General features: G+C 70.3%; 16 protein-coding genes. 11 read left to right on the top strand and 5 right to left on the bottom strand.

Annotated features, from left to right (window positions below):
* Positions 1-87: 87 nt before the first annotated feature.
* From IEZ08_RS04900 to IEZ08_RS04885, 4 genes are all read left to right on the top strand, one after another.
* On the top strand, positions 88-2,520 hold the full coding sequence (locus tag IEZ08_RS04900) for an ATP-binding protein (RefSeq protein WP_189241752.1): 2,433 nt from the start codon (positions 88-90) through the stop codon (positions 2,518-2,520).
* 269 nt (positions 2,521-2,789) lie between these two features.
* Positions 2,790-3,605 carry an ABC transporter substrate-binding protein gene (locus tag IEZ08_RS04895; protein WP_189241751.1) on the top strand — a complete coding sequence of 272 codons (816 nt, stop codon included), beginning with the start codon at positions 2,790-2,792 and terminating at the stop codon, positions 3,603-3,605.
* A 4-nt stretch (positions 3,606-3,609) separates the two neighbouring features.
* Positions 3,610-4,467 (top strand): amino acid ABC transporter permease, encoded by an 858-nt coding sequence (locus IEZ08_RS04890; RefSeq protein WP_084779946.1) that lies wholly within the window; start codon positions 3,610-3,612, stop codon positions 4,465-4,467.
* 5 nt (positions 4,468-4,472) lie between these two features.
* Positions 4,473-5,225 carry an amino acid ABC transporter ATP-binding protein gene (locus IEZ08_RS04885; protein WP_068922779.1) on the top strand — a complete coding sequence of 251 codons (753 nt, stop codon included), beginning with the start codon at positions 4,473-4,475 and terminating at the stop codon, positions 5,223-5,225.
* 511 nt (positions 5,226-5,736) lie between these two features.
* Here IEZ08_RS04885 and IEZ08_RS04880 read toward each other — a convergent pair.
* Entirely contained in the window at positions 5,737-6,129 is a 393-nt protein-coding gene (locus IEZ08_RS04880; RefSeq protein WP_141704373.1) for a PaaI family thioesterase, read from the bottom strand.
* Positions 6,130-6,224: 95 nt separating this feature from the next.
* Between IEZ08_RS04880 and polA the strand changes: the two genes are divergently transcribed.
* The 5 genes from polA (at position 6,225) to coaE (ending at position 13,231) form a co-directional block, all read left to right on the top strand.
* Positions 6,225-8,927, top strand: coding sequence for a DNA polymerase I (gene polA / locus IEZ08_RS04875; protein ID WP_189241750.1), 2,703 nt, complete (start codon positions 6,225-6,227; stop codon positions 8,925-8,927).
* Between the two features lie 201 nt (positions 8,928-9,128).
* Positions 9,129-10,253 carry a polysaccharide deacetylase family protein gene (locus IEZ08_RS04870; RefSeq protein ID WP_229802924.1) on the top strand — a complete coding sequence of 375 codons (1,125 nt, stop codon included), beginning with the start codon at positions 9,129-9,131 and terminating at the stop codon, positions 10,251-10,253.
* Between the two features lie 234 nt (positions 10,254-10,487).
* The gene (gene rpsA, locus IEZ08_RS04865; RefSeq protein WP_068922783.1) at positions 10,488-11,975 is read left to right on the top strand and encodes a 30S ribosomal protein S1; all 1,488 of its coding nucleotides are present in this window, start codon (positions 10,488-10,490) and stop codon (positions 11,973-11,975) included.
* A gap of 119 nt (positions 11,976-12,094) precedes the next feature.
* Positions 12,095-12,565, top strand: a complete 471-nt coding sequence (locus tag IEZ08_RS04860) for a GNAT family N-acetyltransferase (protein WP_068922784.1) — start codon at positions 12,095-12,097, stop codon at positions 12,563-12,565.
* A gap of 72 nt (positions 12,566-12,637) precedes the next feature.
* Entirely contained in the window at positions 12,638-13,231 is a 594-nt protein-coding gene (gene coaE / locus IEZ08_RS04855) for a dephospho-CoA kinase (protein ID WP_068928642.1), read from the top strand.
* Positions 13,232-13,421: 190 nt separating this feature from the next.
* Here coaE and IEZ08_RS04850 read toward each other — a convergent pair whose 3' ends face one another.
* From IEZ08_RS04850 to IEZ08_RS04840, 3 genes are read right to left on the bottom strand one after another with little or no spacing between them, the layout of a single operon-like run.
* Entirely contained in the window at positions 13,422-14,192 is a 771-nt protein-coding gene (locus IEZ08_RS04850) for a sporulation protein (RefSeq protein ID WP_068922785.1), read from the bottom strand.
* A gap of 31 nt (positions 14,193-14,223) precedes the next feature.
* Entirely contained in the window at positions 14,224-15,480 is a 1,257-nt protein-coding gene (locus IEZ08_RS04845; protein WP_068922786.1) for an SPFH domain-containing protein, read from the bottom strand.
* Entirely contained in the window at positions 15,477-17,093 is a 1,617-nt protein-coding gene (locus tag IEZ08_RS04840) for an SPFH domain-containing protein (RefSeq protein ID WP_084779950.1), read from the bottom strand. The genes IEZ08_RS04845 and IEZ08_RS04840 overlap by 4 nt, the downstream gene beginning before the upstream one ends.
* 148 nt (positions 17,094-17,241) lie before the next feature.
* Between IEZ08_RS04840 and uvrB the strand changes: the two genes are divergently transcribed.
* Positions 17,242-19,353 carry an excinuclease ABC subunit UvrB gene (uvrB, locus tag IEZ08_RS04835; protein ID WP_068922787.1) on the top strand — a complete coding sequence of 704 codons (2,112 nt, stop codon included), beginning with the start codon at positions 17,242-17,244 and terminating at the stop codon, positions 19,351-19,353.
* 155 nt (positions 19,354-19,508) lie between these two features.
* Positions 19,509-20,072, top strand: a complete 564-nt coding sequence (locus IEZ08_RS04830; protein WP_229802923.1) for a hypothetical protein — start codon at positions 19,509-19,511, stop codon at positions 20,070-20,072.
* 214 nt (positions 20,073-20,286) lie between these two features.
* Here the strand turns inward: IEZ08_RS04830 and IEZ08_RS04825 are convergent, their stop codons facing one another.
* Positions 20,287-20,871, bottom strand: coding sequence for a hypothetical protein (locus IEZ08_RS04825; protein WP_229802922.1), 585 nt, complete (start codon positions 20,869-20,871; stop codon positions 20,287-20,289).
* Positions 20,872-20,883: the final 12 nt, after the last annotated feature.

Genomic DNA, 20,883 nt, shown 5'->3' with positions numbered 1-20,883 from the left:
TGACGGATATTTCTGAATTTGGAAGTGTGGCGGTGCCTTATTTCCGATAAGCGTGTTTCGGGAGTATCTGACGCGATGGGAGATGGCGTGCGATCAGGGGACCACCTGCCTCCCGGGCCCGAGGGCTGTACCGACGCCGAGACCTTCGTGACGAGACTCGTTCTGCTGCGGCGCTGGGCCGGTCAGCCGTCGTTGCGCAGGCTCCGGGCCGTGGCGGGTAAGACGACGACGGCCGGCGGGGCCGTGGTCGACGCGCTGCCGCAGGCGACGGTCTCCAATGTGCTCAATCTCCGGAGGAATTCCGCCCTGCCGAGGTTCGCCTTCGTCAACAGCTTCGTGCGCGCCTGCCTGACGGTGGCCGGAATGACCGCCGAGGAGGTGGAAGGGGAGGTACGGCGCTGGCAGCGGGTTTGGCGCTGTCTCGGCAACGGCGCCGCCGCCCGGCCGTCCTCGCGGGCTCCCGGCCGGGGGAGGCCGGAGACGCCCGGTGGCGCCGCCGACCGGTCGGCGGCGGCCCGCGGGCCGAGCGGGATAAGCGGGGCGGACGGGCCGACGCCCGCGCAGCTTCCCGCCGACACCGCGGACTTCACCGGACGGGCGAGGGAACTGGCCGATCTGGTCGCGGCCGTGGATTCCGCGGAATCACCCACGTTGCTGATCGTCGGCACCGGGGGCGTGGGGAAGACGACGCTGGCGGTGCACCTGGGCCACCGGCTCCGCGGACGTCACCCGGACGGCCAGTTCTACGTCGATCTGGGAGGGGTCCAGCGGACCCCGGAGCGGCCCGGTGACGTGCTCGCCGCCTTTCTCCGGGCGCTCGGCGCCGGGGAGCGGATCCCCGCCTCCGAGGCCGAGCGGTCGGCCCTCTTCCGCAGCGCGGTGGCGTCCCGCCGGATCCTCGTCATCCTCGACAACGCCCGTGACGCCGTACAGGTGAGACCCCTGCTGCCGGCGGGGGCAGGCTGCACCACGATCATCACCGGCCGAGATCCCCTCGCGACCCTGCCGGTGACCCGTCGTATCCGTCTCGGGGCGTTCGAGGAAGACGAGGCGATCGCGTTCCTGGGACGGATCGCGGACGGGACGGACACGACCGCGACCGCGGAGGTGGCACGGCTCTGCGGCCGGCTCCCGCTCGCGCTGCGCATCGCGGGAGCCCGGGCGGAGAGCCTGATGGGCGGGTCCCTGTCGGCGCTCGCCGGACGGCTCGCCGACCACCGGCGCCGCCTGGAGGAGCTCGAACTGGACGACCTGTCCGTCGGGTCCAGCTTCGAGCTGAGCTACCGGCTGCTCGCCGGGAAGGGCGGCGCTGCCCGGGCCTTCCGGCTGCTCGGGCTGCTGGAGGGGCCGGACACCACGCTGCCGGGCGTGGTGGCCCTCCTCGGGGAGCCGGTCGCCTCAGCCGAGGCGGCCGTGGCCGAACTGGTCAGGGCCCAGTTGCTGGAGCCGTACCGGCCGCACCGGTATCGCATGCACGACCTGGTACGGCAGTACGCCGCCCGGCGGGCCGCGGCCACGGACTCGGCCGGGGACCTCGACCGGGCACGCCTGCGGCTGCTCGACTGGCTCCTGGACGCCGCGGCCGAGGCCGTCGCGGTCACGACGAAGGAGGCGGTCATGCCGCGGTTCGACGGACCCGCCGCGGTGCACCGGTGGTTCCACGAGGAACGGGCCAACCTGCTGGGTGCCGCGCGGGCCGGGCTGCGGTCGCCCGCGTGCGAGAGGCGCGCGGTCGAGCTGATCCAGGCGATGACCTTCCTGTTCCGCTGCCACGGCTACGACGAGGAGTGGGAACGGCTGAACGAGACGGCGCTCGCCGCGGCGCGGCGGTCCCGTCTCATGTCGGCGGCCGGCTCCATATCGGACGAGCTCTCCAAGCTCCGAGAGGACGACGGTGACCCCGAGGCGGCCCGCCGGTACGCCGAGGAGAGCCTGGCCTTCCGCCGCCGCACCGGGGACCTGGCCCAGGAGGCCCGAGGCCTGATCAACCTGGGCGCCGGGCGCCACGAGGACGGCCGGGTCGAGGAGGCGCGCGGGCACTACGGCCGGGCGCTGGAGCTCGCCGGGCTCGCAGGCGACCGGCTCGCCGAGGGCTACGCCCTGGCCAACCTGGCGGCGGTGAGCCGCGATCTGGGACGGCCCGACGACGCGATCACGTTCGGCCGCCGTGCCCTCGGCATCGTCCGGGAGCTCGGCGACTGCCCCGGGCAGATCGACGTCCTCGGCGACCTCGCCGCCTCCTACCGGGCCGGAGGCCGGACGGACGACGCGCTGCGCATGCACGGGGAGGTGCTGGAACTGGCCAGGGGCATGGGCGACCTGCCGAGGGTGGCGACCGCGCTGTGCGATCTGGGCCAGACCCTGCTGGAGGCCGGCGACCTGCCGCGCGCGGCGGACGCGGCTGCGGAGGCCCTTACGATGTTCAGGCAGGTCTCGCACTCCCGGGGCCGGGAACTGGCCTCGTCGCTGCTGGAACGGATCCGGCGGGCGACGAGTCCCTCCGCCGGCGTCGGCTCCTGACGGCATGACGCCCCCGGGCGGCAGGCGGGCCGCGGCTCCCGGCCGGTGTCCGATCGTGCCTTCCCGCGGCCGATCGACGGTGCCCGCTCCGGTCCGGGGAAGGCCATGACCGCGCTTGTTGTCCGAATCGTGTCACAGTGGTGACCGGTGGGGTCACGGGCATGAGGCAGCATCACCTCTGTTGGGGTATCCATGCATAGCGACAACTCAGTAAGGAGGCCGTTGTGGGCCTGAGTTTTGTTTCCCGCCGCGCGCTTACGGTGGGGGCGATGGTCGTCGCCGGCGCTCTCGGCCTGTCGGCCTGCGGCGGCGGTGGCGGCGACACCAGCGCGAGCCCGAGCGGGGCCGCCACGACCGGTGCCCCGGCGGCCGCCGGAGGCGCCCCCACGCTGGTCAACCCCGGCAAGCTGACGACCTGCACGAGCCTGCCGTACCCGCCCTTCCAGTACAAGGAGGGCGACAAGGTCGTCGGCTTCGACGTCGAGATCGTCGACCTGGCCGCCAAGAAGCTCGGTGTGACCCAGGAGATCGTCGACATCAAGTTCGACTCGATCAAGAGCGGTGCGGCGCTCAACGCCGGCAAGTGCGACGTGGCCGCGGCCGGCATGACCATCACCGAGGAGCGCAAGGCCAACCTCGACTTCTCCGACCCGTACTTCGACGAGGTCATCGCCTTCCTGTCGCCCAAGGGCAAGAAGGTCAACTCGATCGAGGAGGTCAAGGCGGGCAACCTGCGCTTCGGCGTCCAGGCGGCCACCACGAGCCTCGACTACGCCAAGGAGAAGGGCTTCGACCCCAAGCAGTTCGACGACGCGGGCAAGCAGATCGCGGCCCTGCAGGCCGGTCAGGTCGACGTGATCCTGCAGGACCTGCCGGTCATCAACGACTGGCTGAAGAAGCCGGAGATCGCCGAGAAGTTCGAGCTCGGCGGCGTCGTCGAGACCGGCGCCCAGTACGGCATCGCCGCCAAGAAGGGCAGCGCCGACCTGGTGAAGGCCCTGAACGAGGCCATCGCGCAGGCCAAGTCCGACGGCACCTACGACACGATCTACGAGAAGTGGTTCGGGAAGAAGCCGGGCGCCTGATCCCATGTCCGATCAGCCGAAGCTGACCGAGCCCCTCCCCAGCCCCGCCGGAGCCGTTCCCGGCGGGGCGGGGCTCAGTCCCCGCCAGCGGCAGACCATCAGCCGCGGCGTGCAGTATGTGATTTTCGTCGTCCTGGTCGCCCTGGTGGTGAGCCTGGCCGACTGGGCGGCGATCCGCGAGCACTTCCTCGACATGAAGGTGGCGGAGAACCTCTTCCCGGAGATCTTCACCGTCGCCCTGAAGAACACCGTCATCTACACCATCAGCGGATACGTCCTGGGATTCTTCCTGGGGCTGCTCGTGGCGCTGATGCGGTTGTCGTCCGCGGCGCCCAACCGGTGGGTCGCGCTCGTCTACATCGAGGTCTTCCGCGGTCTCCCCGCGGTGCTGGTCTTCATCCTGCTGGGCCTCGCGGTCCCGACCGCCTTCCCCGGCATCCGGTTCCCCTTCGACGAGTACGGCGTCGTCGCCATCGCCCTGGGCCTGGTCTCGGCGGCCTACATGGCGGAGACGATCCGGGCGGGCCTGCAGGCGGTGCCCAAGGGGCAGATGGAGGCGGCGCGCTCGCTGGGCATGTCCTACTCCAGGGCCATGATCACCGTTGTGATCCCGCAGGCGCTGCGCATCGTGATCCCCCCGCTCACCAACGAGCTGATCCTGCTGTTCAAGGACTCCTCGCTGGTGTTCGCGATCGGCGTCACCTCGGCGACGAGCGAGCTGACCAAGTTCGGCCAGGACATCGCCACCGAGTACGCCGACAGCACGCCGCTGCTGCTGGCCGGCGCGACCTACCTGCTCATCACGATCCCGCTGGGCATCGTCGTGCGGCGGCTCGAGGCACGCCAGGCGAAGGCACGGTGAGGACGATGGCACACGCGGTCGAGATCAGGGATCTCCACAAGTCGTTCGGTTCGCTGGAGGTGCTCAAGGGCATCGACTTCGACGTCGAGCCCGGCCAGGTGGTCTGCGTCATCGGCCCGTCGGGGTCGGGCAAGTCCACGCTGCTGCGCTGCGTGAACCTGCTGGAGCAGCCCACCGCGGGCACGGTGGTCGTGGAGGGGGTCGAGCTGACCCACCGCGACGTCGACATCGACGCCGCGCGGCGCCGGGTCGGCATGGTCTTCCAGCAGTTCAACCTGTTCCCCCACATGACGGTGCTGCAGAACGTGATGATCGCCCAGCGCCGGGTGCTCAAGCGCGGCAAGGCCGAGGCCGAGCGGATCGCGCGGGAGAACCTGGACAGGGTGGGCCTCAGCGAGAAGGCGGCCTCCTACCCGGCGCAGCTCTCCGGCGGCCAGCAGCAGCGGGTGGCCATCGCCCGCGCGCTGGCGATGAGCCCGTCGCTGATGCTCTTCGACGAGCCGACGTCGGCGCTCGACCCGGAGCTGGTGGGCGACGTGCTGACGGTCATGCGGAAGCTGGCCGAGGAGGGCATGACCATGCTGGTGGTCACCCACGAGATGGCGTTCGCCCGTGAGGTGGCCGACCGGGTGGTGTTCATGGACGGCGGCGTCATCGTCGAGGACGGCCCGCCCGCCCAGGTGATCGGCGCGCCGCGGCACGAGCGGACCAAGTCGTTCCTGCGCCGGGTGCTCGACCCGACGCACACCGACGTCTGAGACCCGCCGATCCGTCCCGTACGGCCCGCGCGCATCCGGCGCGGGCCGTACGGGTATGAAAGGGCCGTTCGGGGCGTGGCGGGCCGTATGACGGGCCGCTCTCATGACGGGCCGTCCGGGACATGAGAAGGCCGGGACCGTACGGCCCGGCACTGGTGTGTGCGGTGCCGCGCGATCCCGGCTCCGCGAGCGGGCCCGGGCCCGGGGGAGCCTTTGGCGCCGTGCAGAGCTTCCCCGACCCTGCACGTTTTCTACTCGGTCTCCCCGCGGGCACCGGCGTCACTCGCGTTGATTCCCTTACCCCTCATGGCGGAGAGGGAATCATCTGTGTCGCGGTTGGGTTCTCACGATCCCGTTTCGCCTGCGCGGCGGGATTTCGGTCCCACTATAAGCATGCCGCCCGCCTTCCGGCGGGCATTCTCACGTGTCCGGGGAGTGTTCCCGGGCGGGAGGGCGGGCCTCGCGGAGGACTCCCGCCCGGGCGGCGGGGCCGGTCTTCCGGCCGGGACGGTCAGGCGTCGCGGAGCATGCAGGTGAGCCGTGAGGTGCACACGCGGCGGCCCTGCTCGTCGGTGATCTCGATGTCGTAGGTGGCGATCGTCCGGCCGCCGTGCAGCCGGGTGGCCACGCCGGTGACGTACCCGGAGGTGGCCGACCGGTGGTGGGTGGCGTTGATCTCGATGCCGACGGCGATGCGGCCCGGTCCGGCGTGCAGCGCGGCGCCGGTGGAGCCGATGGTCTCGGCGAGCACGCAGGAGGCGCCGCCGTGCAGCAGGCCGTACGGCTGCGTGTTGCCCTCGACGGGCATGCGCGCGACCACGCGCTCGGCGCTCGCCTCGGTGATCTCGATGCCCATCCGCTCGACGAGGGTGTTCCTGTACGAGGAGCCGAACAGCTCCTCCATGCGGGCGGCGTCGCCGGGGCCGGTCAAAGTCAAGGGGATGTCTCCTGTCGTGCGAGGCCGGGTTTTCTGTCGCACCAGGAGACTAGGCTTCTGCTGTGCCGAAGAGCGAAGCGACCCCCACTCGTCCGTGTCTGTTGCTGCTGGACGGACACTCCCTGGCCTACCGGGCGTTCTACGCGCTGCCCGAGGAGAACTTCTCCACCTCGACGGGGCAGAAGACCAACGCCGTCTACGGGTTCACCTCGATGCTGGTCAACGTGCTGCGCGACGAGCAGCCCTCCCACGTGGCGGTCTGCTTCGACCGCTCGGAGCCGACCTTCCGGCACGAGGAGTACGCCGACTACAAGGCCAACCGCAGTGCCAGCCCCGACAGCTTCCGCAGCCAGATGAGCCTGATCCACGAGATGCTCGACGCGCTGCGCGTGCCGCACCTGTCGCTGCCGGGTTACGAGGCCGACGACCTGATCGCCACGCTGGCCACCCGCGCCGCGGAGCAGGGCATGAACGTGCTGGTCGTCACCGGTGACCGCGACGCGCTGCAGCTGGTCGACGAGCGGATCACGGTGCTGATGACCCGGGTGGGGATCAGCAACATGACCCGGTTCACTCCCGAGGTCGTGCTGGAGAAATACGAGCTCACCCCGGCGCAGTACCCCGACTTCGCCGCGATCCGCGGCGACAGCAGCGACAACCTCAAGAACATCCCCGGTGTGGGGGAGAAGACCGCGGCCAAGTGGATCCGCGAGTTCGGCTCCCTGGAGGAGCTGGTCAACCGGGTCGACGAGGTCAAGGGCAAGGTCGGCGAGAAGCTCCGCGAGCACCTCGACCAGGTCCTGATGAACCGCCGGCTCACCCAGCTCATCCGGGACGTCCCGCTGGAGCACGAGGTCTCCGGGCTGACGATCGGCCGGTGGGACCGCGGTGAGATCGACAAGATCCTCGACACGCTGGAGTTCCGCGGCGAGATCCGCGACCGGGTCTTCAAGACCCTGGGCTCGCCCGAGCAGGAGAGCGCCGACGGCTTCGAGGTGGAGGTCGCGGTGCTCGGCGCCGGCGAGGTGGCCGCGTGGCTGGAGGGGCTCCCCGCGGGCCGGGCCGGTCTCGCCCTCGCCGGCGCGTACGGCCGCGGAACCGGCCGGATCGACGGCATCGCGATCGCCGCGCCCGGCGACGGCGACGGGCCCCGGGCGGCGTTCATCGACCCGGCCGGGCTGGACGAGGCCGACGAGGCGGCCCTGCGCGCCTGGCTGGCCGACGAGTCCAGGCCCAAGGCCGTGCACGACGCCAAGGGCCCGATGCTGGGCCTGTGGGCCCACGGCATGGACCTGCGCGGGCTGTCCTGCGACACGGCGCTGGCGGCCTACCTGGCGACGCCGGGGCAGCGCTCCTTCCCGCTGGAGGACCTGGTCCGGGTCTACCTCCAGCGGGAGCTGCGCGACGGGGCCGCGGCCGACGGCCAGGCCACCCTCTTCGACGACCAGGACGCCGACGTCGCCCGCGACCTCGGCCTGAAGGCCGTGGCCGTGCGCGACCTCGCCGAGGCGCTGGAGGCCTTCCTGGAGCCGCGCGGCGGCACCCGCCTGCTGCGGGAGGTGGAGCTGCCGCTGGTGACCGTCCTGGCCGAGCTGGAGCGCGACGGGATCGCCGCCGACCGCGCCCACATCGAGGCACTGGAGGCCGAGTTCCGCGCGGCGGTCAAGCAGGCCGTGGAGGCGGCGCACGCGGCCGTGGGCGAGCAGTTCAGCCTGAACTCGCCCAAGCAGCTGCAGGAGATCCTGTTCGTCAAGCTGGCGCTGCCCAAGACAAAGAAGATCAAGACCGGCTACAGCACCGACGCCGAGCAGCTGGCCTGGCTGGCCACGCAGACCGAGCACGAGCTGCCGACGATCATGTTGCGCCACCGCGACCAGGACAAGCTGCGCACCACCGTCGAGGGCCTGATCAAGGAGATCGCCGACGACGGCCGCATCCACACGACGTTCGAGCAGACCGTGGCGGCGACCGGGCGGCTCAGCTCCAAGCAGCCCAACCTGCAGAACATCCCGATCCGCACCGCGGAGGGGCGCCGGATCCGGCAGGGCTTCGTGGTCGGCGACGGCTACGAGACGCTGCTGACGGCCGACTACAGCCAGATCGAACTGCGCATCATGGCGCACCTGTCCGGCGACGAGGCGCTGATCGCGTCGTTCGAGTCCGGGCACGACTTCCACCAGGCGACCGCCGCCCGGGTCTTCGGCATCGAGCCCGAGCGGGTCGACGGGGAGATGCGCGCCAAGATCAAGGCGATGAACTACGGCCTGGCCTACGGCCTGTCCGACTTCGGCCTCGCGGCGCAGCTGGGCATCCCGGTCGCGGAGGCCAGGGGGCTCAAGAACGAGTACTTCGAGGAGTTCGGCGGCGTCCGCGACTTCCTCAACGCGATCGTCGCCCAGGCCCGCCAGGACGGCTACACCGAGACCATCCTGGGCCGCCGCCGCTACCTGCCCGACCTCAACAGCGACAACCGGCAGCGCCGGGAGATGGCCGAGCGGATGGCGCTCAACGCGCCGATCCAGGGTTCGGCGGCCGACATCATCAAGCTCGCGATGCTCCACGTCCACGGCGCGATGAAGGAGGCGGCCCTGGGCTCCCGGATGTTGCTGCAGGTCCACGACGAGCTCGTGTTCGAGGTGGCGCCCGGAGAGCTGGACGCCCTGCGCGATCTGGTGCGCGACCGGATGAACGCCGCCTACGCGCTGCGCGTCCCGCTGGAGGTCTCCGTGGGCGTGGGCCGTACCTGGCAGGACGCCGGCCACTAGGTCGTCGCCGGGGGTCTTCCGGCCCGCCGCGGTCGGCCGGTGGACCCCGGAGGCGCCCGGAGCCGCCTCCGGGGTGCTGCCGGTCCGCGTGGAAGGCACTGCTTCGCCCGGCCGTGGGTCGGGTGTCGCAGTGGCCGGGCTTGTCTGAGTCTGTTCTAGGGTTGGACGGCAGGCCGACACCTCGACGGGCACGGGAGTTTTGTGCGGAGTCCATCTCTTCTCACCCAGATCATCGTGGTGGCCAACGCACTGGTCGTGATCATCGCTGTGGGGGTGCTCCAGGTCCTGCCCGCCGAGGAGCGGCGGTCCGGGACGGGCATCCCGGCGGCCTCCGGCACGGCGGGGCCGGGCAAGGCCAAGGGCGGGGCCTCGGCGCCGCCCGAGCCGGACCTGCCCTCCGCCGACCTGCCTCCGCCGGTCGTCGCCACCCCGGAGTTCGCCCGGCAGGTGAAGGCGAACGAGGCGGGGATGGTCCCCGTGATCATGTACCACCGGATCACGAAGAAGCGGCGGGCCTCCATCGACCGCACCCCCGCCCAGGTGCGCGCGGAGATGGAGAGGCTGGCCCGGGACGGCTACGTGCCGGTCACCGCCCGGGAGTTCGTCAACGGCAGGATGGACATCCCGGCCGGGAAGCATCCGGTCGTGCTGACCTTCGACGACGGTCACCCCAGCCACTTCGCGCTGGACGGGGCGGGCATGCCGGCGAAGGACACGGCGGTCGGGATCATCTACCAGGTCGCCCGGAAATATCCTGACTTCCGACCCGTCGCCACCTTCTGGGTGAACCGGCAGCCGTTCGGTCTGCGGGACAAGGCCGACCAGGCGCGGGCCGTGCGGTGGCTGACCTCGCGCGGGTTCGAGGTGGCCAACCACACCTGGAGCCATCCGGCGCTGCCCGGACTGTCCAGGAAGCGGATCGCCGAGCAGCTGGTCAGGGTCGAGCGGATGCTCGTCGACCTCGGCGCCGGTCCCTCGCAGACGCTCGCCCTGCCGTTCGGCGCCATGCCGTTCCCGCGTTCCAGCGTGCAGCGCGGCAAGTGGGACGGGACCCGTTTCGGCTTCAAGGGGGTCTTCCTCGCCGGCGCGCAGCCGTCGGTGTCGCCCTTCGCCGAGGACTACGACTGGCGGGCCATCCAGCGGATCCAGAGCAACGGCAAGAAGGGCGAGTGCCGGCGGTGGTGCTCGCAGTACTGGCTGGAGTGGCTGAACAGGCACCCCGGCAAGCGCTACACCGCGGACGGCGACCCCGAACGCATCTCCATCCCGAAGGAACTTCAGGGTAATATCAGCTCCAAGCGGAGACAGCAGGTCAACGCCTATTGAGGCTGCCCGCCGCCGTTTTCATCCCTTCGGGGAGCCTGGCGTCTCCTGTCTCCGGATTGACCAGGCCCGTCTGGTCTCATATGCTGATCGCTGCGCTGTGGGCTCGCGCGTGTCTCGGACGGAGTGGGCTCGCGCTCGATCACGTCGATGCCAAACTCCTTCGGCTGAACGATTCAAAGGCCTGCCGCGCGTTCGCCACATCGACATCTGTCCGCGTTCGGAGCAATTCCACACATGACGAGCAGCACTGAGGCCACCTCGAGCACCCCGCAGGTAGCGGTCAACGACATCGGGTCCGAGGAAGAGTTCCTCGCCGCGATCGACCTGACCATCAAGTACTTCAACGACGGCGACATCGTCGAGGGCACCGTCGTCAAGGTCGATCGAGATGAAGTTTTGCTCGACATCGGCTACAAGACCGAGGGTGTCATCCCCTCGCGTGAGCTCTCGATCAAGCATGATGTCGACCCGGCGGACGTCGTCGAGGTTGGCGAGCACGTCGAGGCCCTGGTCCTCCAGAAGGAGGACAAGGAAGGTCGCCTGATCCTGTCCAAGAAGCGCGCTCAGTACGAGCGGGCCTGGGGCACGATCGAGAAGATCAAGGACGAGGACGGCATCGTCACCGGCACCGTCATCGAGGTCGTCAAGGGTGGTCTCATCCTCGACATCGGCCTCCGCGGCTTCCTGCCGGCCTCCCTGGTCGAGATGCGCCGCGTGCGCGACCTGCAGCCGTACGTCGGCCGCGAGCTCGAGGCGAAGATCATCGAGCTGGACAAGAACCGCAACAACGTGGTCCTGTCCCGCCGCGCCTGGCTGGAGCAGACCCAGTCCGAGGTCCGCCAGACCTTCCTCAACACCCTGCAGAAGGGTCAGGTCCGCAAGGGCGTCGTCTCCTCGATCGTCAACTTCGGTGCGTTCGTGGATCTCGGCGGCGTCGACGGCCTGGTGCACGTCTCCGAGCTGTCCTGGAAGCACATCGACCACCCGTCCGAGGTCGTCGAGGTCGGCCAGGAGGTCACCGTCGAGGTTCTCGACGTGGACATGGAGCGCGAGCGCGTCTCCCTGTCGCTCAAGGCGACGCAGGAAGACCCGTGGCAGCAGTTCGCCCGCACCCACCAGATCGGCCAGGTCGTGCCGGGCCGCGTCACCAAGCTGGTGCCGTTCGGCGCGTTCGTCCGCGTCGAGGAGGGCATCGAGGGCCTGGTCCACATCTCCGAGCTGGCCGAGCGCCACGTCGAGATCCCCGAGCAGGTCGTCCAGGTCGGCGACGAGATCTTCGTGAAGATCATCGACATCGACCTCGACCGTCGCCGGATCTCGCTCTCGCTCAAGCAGGCCAACGAGGGCGCGATGGGCGCCGACGTCGAGTTCGACCCCACGCTGTACGGCATGGCGGCGACCTACGACGATCAGGGCAACTACATCTACCCCGAGGGCTTCGACCCGGAGACCGGCGAGTGGCTCGAGGGCTTCGACAAGCAGCGCGAGGAGTGGGAGCGGCAGTACGCCGAGGCCCAGACCCGCTTCGAGGCGCACAAGAAGCAGGTCGAGGAGGCCCGCAAGGCCGAGGCCGAGGCGGGCGAGGCCGCCCCCACGTCCTACTCCGGTGAGACCGCCCCCAGCAGCGCCAGCAGCGGCCCCTCCGCCCCGGCGGGTGGCGCCCTCGCCTCCGACGAGGCTCTCGCCGCCCTGCGCGAGAAGCTCGCGGGCGGCCAGAGCTGAGCCTGTGAGGCACGAGTAGCAGTCCGGTGAAGGGCCCCGCTCCGGCGGGGCCCTTCTCCTTTTCCACCGCCTCTCCCGGTGCCGGGGTGGGAGTCCCGGCAGGGGGTTAGGGTGGCGTCGTGACGACGATCGAGCGGGCGGAGCCCGGGGACACAGGTGAGATCCTCACCGTGCAGCGCGCGGCCTACGTGAGCGAGGCGCAGCTCTACGGGGACCCGTTCATCCCCCCTCTGATCGAGACGGCCGAGCAGGTGCGCAAGGTCGTCGAGACCGCGGTCGTGCTCGTCGCCCGGGACGGCTCGCGCGTCGTCGGCGCGGTCCGCGGCCAGTTGTCCCAGACGACCTGCCGGGTCGGGCGGCTGGTCGTCGCGCCCGACATGCAGGGCCGGGGGATCGGCGGGGCGCTGCTGGCGGCCCTGCACGACGAGGTCGCCCCGGCACAGGCGTTCGACCTGTTCACCGGTCACCTGTCGGAGGGCAACCTGCGGCTCTACCGCCGTCACGGCTACCGCGAGACCCGCAGGGAACGGATGAGCGACCACCTGACCCTGGTGCACATGCGCAGGGAGGCGGGGCGGGACCACCTCTGACGCGCTCCCGGTCCACGGGTGGCCGCGTGCCCGGTCTCCCGGTGGGCGGGCCGTACCCGTATGCTGCCGACCATGCTGAAGGTAGGGCTGACCGGTGGGATCGGGTCGGGCAAGAGCGAGGTGTCGCGGCGGCTGTCGGACCGGGGCGCGATGGTGATCGACGCGGACAAGATCGCCCGCGAGGTGGTCGAGCCGGGGACCGAAGGGCTGGCCCGGGTCGCCGCCGTCTTCGGGTCCGGGGTGCTCCGCCAGGACGGCGCTCTCGACCGGGAGAAGCTCGGCTCGATCGTGTTCGCCGACTCCGAGAAGCTGGCCTCCCTCAACGCCATCGTGCATCCCCTGGTCGGGGCCCGGGTCGCCGAGCTGCAGAGCCGGGCCGCCGAGGACGCGGTCGTCGTCTACGACGTGCCGCTGCTGGCGGAGAACAAGCTCGCCCCGATGTACGACGTGGTGATCGTGGTCGACGCGTCCGACGAGGTACGACTGGCCCGGCTGACGGGGTTGCGCGGCATGAGCGAACAGGACGCCCGCGCCCGGATCGCCGCCCAGGCCGGCCGCGAGGAACGGCTGGCGATCGCCGACATCGTGATCCCCAACGAGGGGTCCCTGGAGGACCTGGACGCCCGCGTGGACGAGGTCTGGGCCGAGCTCTCCGGGAGGGCCTGACCGCTGGGGGACGCATGAGGGGTCTCTCCCGGGGCCTCCGGTGAGCCGGTGACCCGGATGGCGGACCCGGCGCGCCGTGTCCGGTGGGCTGAGATCGCCACCGGACACGGCGGTCCTGATCAGCGGACCAGTGGATCAGCGGACCAGTGGATCAGCGGACCACGGGGTCGGCGGTCAGGCGGTCAGCAGGTCAGAACCAGCCGCGCTTCTGGGCCATCGCCTGCAGGCCGCCACGCAGGGCCTGGTCGGCCTGGGCGGGGTTGTCGGTGTAGCGGACCGTGAAGCGGCTGTAGGTGTCGTGGCTGCCGCCGAAGGCACCGCGCTTGTCGGCCTCCAGGATGACGTCCATCGCGTTCGGCCCGGCGAGGAAGGTCAGCTCCAGCTCGTTGAAGTGGCGGCCCCACTCGGGGCCCGCGTAGTACTCGATCTCCTGGAAGAACGGCATGGTCGAGCCGTGCAGGGTGCCGCGCTCCAGGTCGGCCTTCTTGAAGCGGAAGCCCATGCCGTCCAGGGCACGGATGATGTAGTCCTGGGCGGGCAGCGGGTTGACGAACAGCGGGTCGAGGTCGCCCTTGTCCATCGCGCCGGCCAGGGCGAGCTCGGTGGCGACGCCCAGCTTCATGCCGTGCAGCGGGTGGCCGCCGATCGCGCTGATCGGGGTCTCCCACGGCACCGGGATCTCGAAGGGGGTCGAGTGCGCGGCGCCGGCGGCGAGCTGGAACGGTCCGGCGACCTGCTGACGCAGGAAGCTGTAGGTCGTCTTGTACTCGTTGTCGCCGCTCTCCACCTCCACGACCGCGGTGAAGTCGATGAAGATGCCCTCGACCTTGTAGTCGGAACTGCTGCTGCGGAAGTTGACCTGCCCGCGCAGGATCTCGCCGGGCCGGACGTTGGAGTTCTGCAGGACGGTGTCGACTTCGACACCGGCTCCGAACGCGGCCTTCAGCTTACGGAACACCATCGGGAGACTCCCAGGAGGTAGAGACGGGTTATCAGTGGGTTGCGTTGTGTTCAACGGGGGGCGTGGCCCGGCCGTTCCCGCCGCTGAGCTGCGGCAGGATCTGGGCCAGGAGCAGAGTGGACAGGGCGGACGAATCGCCCTGCGCGCCCGCGGTACGGACGACGACGGGGCGCGGCGCGCTCTCGGCGAGCCTGGCTCCCACGTCCAGACGGCGGCGGGCGAGTTCGTACTGGAGCACGGCGCGGTTGTCCCGGTAGGACTCGGCCAGGCGGCGCAGCGCCTTGGCCTCGTTCTCCGCCGAGGTGAGCTCGGCCCGGCCCCGGGCCTCGATCTCCCAGCGGACCCGCTGGGCCTCGGTCTCGTGCTCCTCCAGCATGCGGGCGACATCCTTGCGCGCGGTGTTGGCAGCGGCTCTCACCTCGACGATACGCGCGTCGCGTGTCTTCTTCGCGCGTTCGATCTCCATGAGCAGCGTGTCGATCCTCCGCTTGCGGGTGAGCTCCCACTCCCGCTCGAAGGCCGACATCTCCTTGGCGACCTTCTCGCGGGTGGCCAGGTGCTGCTGGTAGGTGTCGGGAAGCTGGACGTCGGGGATGTTGGCGCCGGTGATCCGCACGCCGTACCGGCCGAGCTGGCGGTTGAGCGCGTCCTGCATGTCGCCCACGTCGGAGCCCCGCAGGTCGTAGGCGCGCTCGGTGTGCACCAGGCGGCTGCGCTGGCGGATGGCGTCCTGGACGGCGCTGCTGAGCACGAGGTCGAAGTTGCCCGCCCCGATCGTCCGGACGAAGGCGACCGGGTCGACGATGCGGAACTTCAGGAAGAACTCGATGGACTTCAGCGGCACGTTCTCGGCGGTCGGGCAGGCCACGATGGGCGCCGAGTAGGGGATCTCGGTGGAGGTGTCCACCACCGCGTCGACCCGGTCCCACGGCAGCCACAGGTAGTGCCGGCCCGGGGGAAGGGTGCCGGTGATCGCACCCCAGCGGCTGCGCACGCCGGTGGTGCCCTCCTCGATCTCGATGATGGCCCGGCGCCAGAGCCAGACCGCCGCGGCGATGAGGAAGAAGACCGCGCCGCCCGCGGCCAGGAGGCGCAGCGTCCCGCCGGCGAACACCGCGGTGCCCGCCATGTACAGCGCGAGGAACAGCAGCGTCACCCAGGCGAAACCGCGGCGATCCTTGGGGATCACCACCGGCACGAGCTGGCCGGACTCGCCGCCGCGCAGCAGCTGGCGGATGTCGGACCAGGCCGCCAGCGATTCCTTGATCTTCGAGAACTCCCTGCTCACAGGTCCTTCACCTCCTTGACGTCATCGTTGTGTACGGCGGGCGTCACGGTCCCGGCGGATGCCGCACTCGTGGCCGCTACCTCGGCGGGCGGGTTGAGCAGGGCGGTGATCTCCGACTCCCGGGCCTCGACCCGGTGCCCGATCTCGGCGACCCGGGCGCGGATCGCGGCCATGTCCGTCTCGGAGAACAGCGTCGCCTCACGGCTGCCGACGAGCTGCTGGGCCAGCGCCAGCAGGTCGATGTCGACGGTCTCGCCGACCTGGACCACGCGGGGCAGGTGCGCGGCCACGGCCTCCAGCTTGTCCAGCATGTCCTGCTGGAAGCGGTAGTCGAGGATCTCCGGGGCCTCGGCGGCGCTCAGCGCCCGGATGTCCAGTGCCTGGGCCTCCAGCAGCGCGGCGTTGGCCTTGGCGGTCGACTCGGCCTCGACCAGCCGCTGGCTCGCCTGGGCCTTGGCCTGGTGGGAGGCGCGTTCCAGCGCGGTGTCCATCCGGGCCTGGTAGCCGGCGATCTCGGCGTGGATGGCCGACAGCTGCTCCTGCAGCCCGGCGAGCTCCTTGATCAGGTCGCCCTCGTTCTGCTCCTTGCGGAGCTGAAGCTCGTACTCGTAGGTGTAGGCCTCCTTGGCCACCCGGATCATCTCCGGGGCGGCCAGGTCCATCCGGTACTCCTGGCTGGAGGGCTCGGCGTGGGTGATGTTCACGTCGGTGAGCCGTACGGCGGGCAGGAACTGCTGGTTGAGGCTCTCCAGCATGCCGAGCGTGCTCTCCCCGACCAGGTCGTAGATGTCCTCGGCACGCTGGGCGTAGATCAGGGATCGGGTGACCTCGCTGATGGCGTTCTGCAGTTTGGCCTGGAAGCCGCCGACCGAGCCGAGGACGAAGATGAACTCCGCCGGGTCCTCGATCCGGAACTGCAGGAACAGGTCCACGCTGGCCTTGACGCCCTGCTGGGTCGGGGCCTCGCGGATCGGGGCGTTGAACGGGTACTCGCGGGTGGTGTTGACGATGTAGCTGACCCGCTTCCACGGGTTGAACAGCGTCACCCGGCCCGGCTCGGCGATCTGCACGAGCTTGCCGAACTTGGTGATCAGGGCCTTGCAGCCCTCGGGAACCATGACCACGCTCCGCCGCCACCACAGGAACGCGGCGGCCAGCACCAGGACGACCCAGTAGTGCACGCCGAACAGCGCCCGGGCGCCCTCCGGCAGCCCGGTGGCGACCAGGCCGACCACGCCGAGGACCGCCAGCACGATCAGTGGGAGGACCACCCGGGCGGTGGTCCCCTTGGGGATGACGACGGGGGAGATCACATGGACCGGCTCGCCGTTCTCGCCGCGCTCGCTGAAGCTGCGGTTGACGATCTCGCCGGCCTCGTTCAGCGAGGCGCTGCGGGCCTCGATGACCGTGCCGGTGGACACGCCCTGGTCGCGGGCGGCCAGGAAGTCACCGGGGTTGAGCGAGAAGCCCTTCTCGCCGGGGGTCTGCCCGGAGAACTGCCCCGCGACCTGGCCGACCGCCTGCCCGACCGCCTGGCGCGGATCACCGCCCTGCGCGATCGCCTGGGCCGCCGCCGCGGCTGCCTGCCGGACGGCCTCTCTTGGCCGGGACATCACACCTCCGAGGTAGTCATGTGCTGGAAGCCCGATATGTCGTATTCGGTGGGCCTGGCACGGACGAGAGTCAAGTGCATCGGGCTTGCGGACCACTTGCCGAACAGTTGAATAAGGATTGTCGGCCCTTCCGCCTACAGTGGGACAGGTGAGGCCGGTAACAGATTTGCAGCGTAAGGTGGCCCCCTTCGAGGTCATCACGGACATGACTCCGTCGGGCGACCAGCCCGCCGCGATCGCCGAGCTGGAGCGGCGCGTCAGGGCGGGGGAGAAGGACAACGTCCTGCTCGGCGCCACGGGTACGGGCAAGACCGCGACGGTGGCCTGGCTGATCGAGCGGCTGCAGCGTCCCACGCTGGTCATGCAGCCCAACAAGACGCTCGCCGCGCAGTTCGCCAACGAGCTGCGCGAGATGATGCCCAACAACGCGGTCGAGTACTTCGTCTCCTACTACGACTACTACCAGCCCGAGGCGTACGTCCCGCAGAGCGACACCTACATCGAGAAGGATTCCTCGATCAACGACGAGGTCGAGCGGTTGCGGCACTCGGCGACCAACTCCCTGCTCACCCGCCGTGACACGATCGTGGTCGCCTCGGTCTCGTGCATCTACGGCCTGGGCACCCCGCAGGAGTACGTCGACCGCATGACCCGGGTCAAGGTCGGCATGGAGGTCGAGCGCGACCAGCTGCTGCGCCGCCTCGTCGACATGCAGTACACCCGCAACGACCTCGCCTTCACCCGCGGCACGTTCCGGGTGCGCGGCGACACCATCGAGATCATCCCGAAGTACGAGGAACTCGCCGTCCGGATCGAGATGTTCGGCGACGAGATCGAGAAGCTCTCCACCATGCACCCGCTGACCGGAGAGGTCATCACGGAGGACGAGGAGCTCTACATCTTCCCGGCCTCCCACTACGTCGCCGGTCCGGAGCGGATGGCCGGGGCCATCCGGAGCATCGAGGCCGAGCTGGCCGAGCGGCTGGAGGAGCTGGAACGGCAGGGCAAGCTGCTGGAGGCCCAGCGGCTGCGCATGCGCACCACCTACGACCTGGAGATGATGCACCAGATCGGCACGTGCTCCGGCATCGAGAACTACTCGCGCCACATGGACGGCCGCCCCGCCGGCAGCGCGCCCAACACCCTGCTCGACTACTTCCCCGAGGACTTCCTGCTGGTCCTGGACGAGTCCCACCAGACCGTCCCGCAGATCGGCGCGATGTACGAGGGCGACGCCTCCCGCAAGCGCACCCTGGTCGACCACGGCTTCCGCCTGCCCTCGGCGCTGGACAACCGCCCGCTGAAGTGGGAGGAGTTCCTGGACCGGATCGGCCAGACCGTCTACCTGTCCGCCACCCCGGGCCCGTACGAGCTGGGCCGGGTCAAGGGCGAGGTGGTCGAGCAGGTCATCCGCCCGACCGGCCTGGTCGACCCCGAGGTCGTCGTCAAGCCGACCACGTCCCAGATCGACGACCTGGTCCACGAGATCCGCAGCCGCACCGAGAAGGACGAGCGGGTCCTGGTCACCACGCTGACCAAGAAGATGGCCGAGGACCTCACCGACTACCTGCTGGAACTCGGCATCCGGGTGCGCTACCTGCACAGCGAGGTCGACACGCTGCGCCGCATCGAGCTCCTGCGCGAGCTGCGCAGCGGTGAGTTCGACGTGCTCGTCGGCATCAACCTGCTCCGGGAGGGCCTGGACCTGCCCGAGGTGTCGCTGGTCGCCATCCTCGACGCCGACAAGGAGGGTTTCCTCCGTTCGGAGACGTCACTGATCCAGACCATCGGCCGCGCCGCCCGTAACGTCTCCGGCCAGGTGCACATGTACGCCGACCGGATCACCCCCTCCATGGAGCGGGCGATCGAGGAGACCAACCGGCGCCGGGCCAAGCAGCAGGCCTACAACGAGGCCCACGGCATCGACCCGCAGCCGCTCCGCAAGAAGATCGCCGACATCCTCGACTCGCTCACCCGCGAGGACGCCGACACCGCCCAGCTCCTCGGCGGCAGCGGCCGCCAGCAGTCGCGCGGCAAGGCCCCGGTGCCCGGCTTCGCGGTCAAACAGGCCGGGCAGCACGCCAAGGCGATCGCCGGTGAGATGCCCCGCGCCCAGCTGGAGTCGCTGGTCGAGTCGCTCACCGAGCAGATGCACCAGGCCGCGGCGGATCTCCAGTTCGAGGTCGCCGCCCGTCTCCGCGACGAGATCAAGGAGCTCAAGCGCGAGGTCCGCGACATGCGCGAGGCCGGGGTCACCTGACCCTCGGTCCGGCCTGATCCGCGGCGCCGCTCTCCCGGACCGGGCGGCGCCGTGGGCGATCAAAATCGATCGCCCACGACCCGCACGGGCGGATATGGTCGCGGCTGGCGGGCTGGCGGGCTGGCGGGCTGGCGGGCTGGGGGAACGAGGACGGGATGCGGAGATGCGCCGAGTGCGGGTGCCGGGAGTACGGCGGGGCTCCCGGCTGCGCCCGCTGCCTGGCCCTGGTCGATGCCCTCGTCGAGGAGGGCTGGCGCGCGTTCCTGCGACGCGAGTTCGGTACGGCGGACCCGTCCGGGGCGGATGAGACGGCGATCGCCGAGATGGTCGCGGACGAGCCCTCCCGGCATGACTGGCGGGTCGTGGACGCCGCCCTGGACCGGCTGGCGTGCGCCGAGTGCGGTTCGCGGCTGGGGCGGGGTCCCCGTGGATGCCCGCCCTGCGACCTGGCCGACGGATTCCGCTACTCGGCGATCGAGACCGACCGGCCGGGCGTTCCGCCGGGCAACGAGCACGCGATCCGGGTCGGCGTCTCCGTGGTCCGCGCCGCGCACCGGCAGTCACCCGGCGCGGTGCTCGGCTGGCGTTCGGGCCTGCCGTTCCTGCTGGAGGGTTTCCTGCCGACCACGGCGCAGGCGCAGACCATGCGCGCGAAGATCAACGCCGGTGCGACCTACGAGGAGCTGGCGGAGACCTACGACGCGCTCAGCCGCGGATGAACTCGCTGAGATCCAGATCGATGTCCACGTCGAAGCCGACGTGCGTCCGGAGCCGCCCGCGGTGGATCCCGGTGGGGACGTAGGCCTTCACGGACGGTTCCAGCTCGAAGGTAGGGGCGACCGGTCGTTCATCTTCTTGCTCGATCCGCCAGAGGTATCTGACACCCGGACCGGGACAGACTGGCTGTACCCGTCACGGCACAGCCAGTGATCGTCAGCGGGGCTCTTCCGGGCGGGCGCGGTCGATCATCGTGCGGTTGTAGAGCTCGTCGATCTGGTCCAGGGGGTCGGGGATCGGGGCCTGGCGACGGGCCTCGATCTCCAGGTCGGTGCGGCTCTGGATCGCGTCGATGCCGCTGGCCGTGTGCGCCATCTGGTCGTTCATCAGGTCGGCGCGGATGCGCGCGCAGGCCGTGGTCAGCTTGGCCTGCTGGTCGCGCAGGCGGGCGAGCGTGGCGTGGTCGACGTAGGGGGACACGCGGCTCTGCTGGGCGTAGCGGCTGAGCTGGTCGTCGAGCTGGTTGGCGTGCATGGCGATCTCGCCCACCAGCTGGGGCAGCTCGCCCAGGCCCCAGCCGTCCCGGAGGGCCTGGTCCACGGCCTGGCGGGTGATGGAGACCTCGCGACGCAGGTCCAGCCGCATGCGCTCGGCCTCACCCGCGTCACCGGGGTCCATCGCGGCCACGTGGGAGACCACCCGGGACGTCACCTTCCGGGCCTTCTTCGTGGCCTTCTTGCCCACCTTGGCCAGCAGGTAGATCCCGGCTCCTCCAAGGATGAGGAGGAACAGCAGGATCACCAGGATGATGGT

The sequence above is a fragment of the Planobispora rosea genome, from assembly GCF_014648175.1.
GTDB lineage: Bacteria > Actinomycetota > Actinomycetes > Streptosporangiales > Streptosporangiaceae > Planobispora > Planobispora rosea.
Note: the sequence above shows the minus strand (reverse complement) of the source record. Positions and strands in the feature narration are given on the sequence as shown.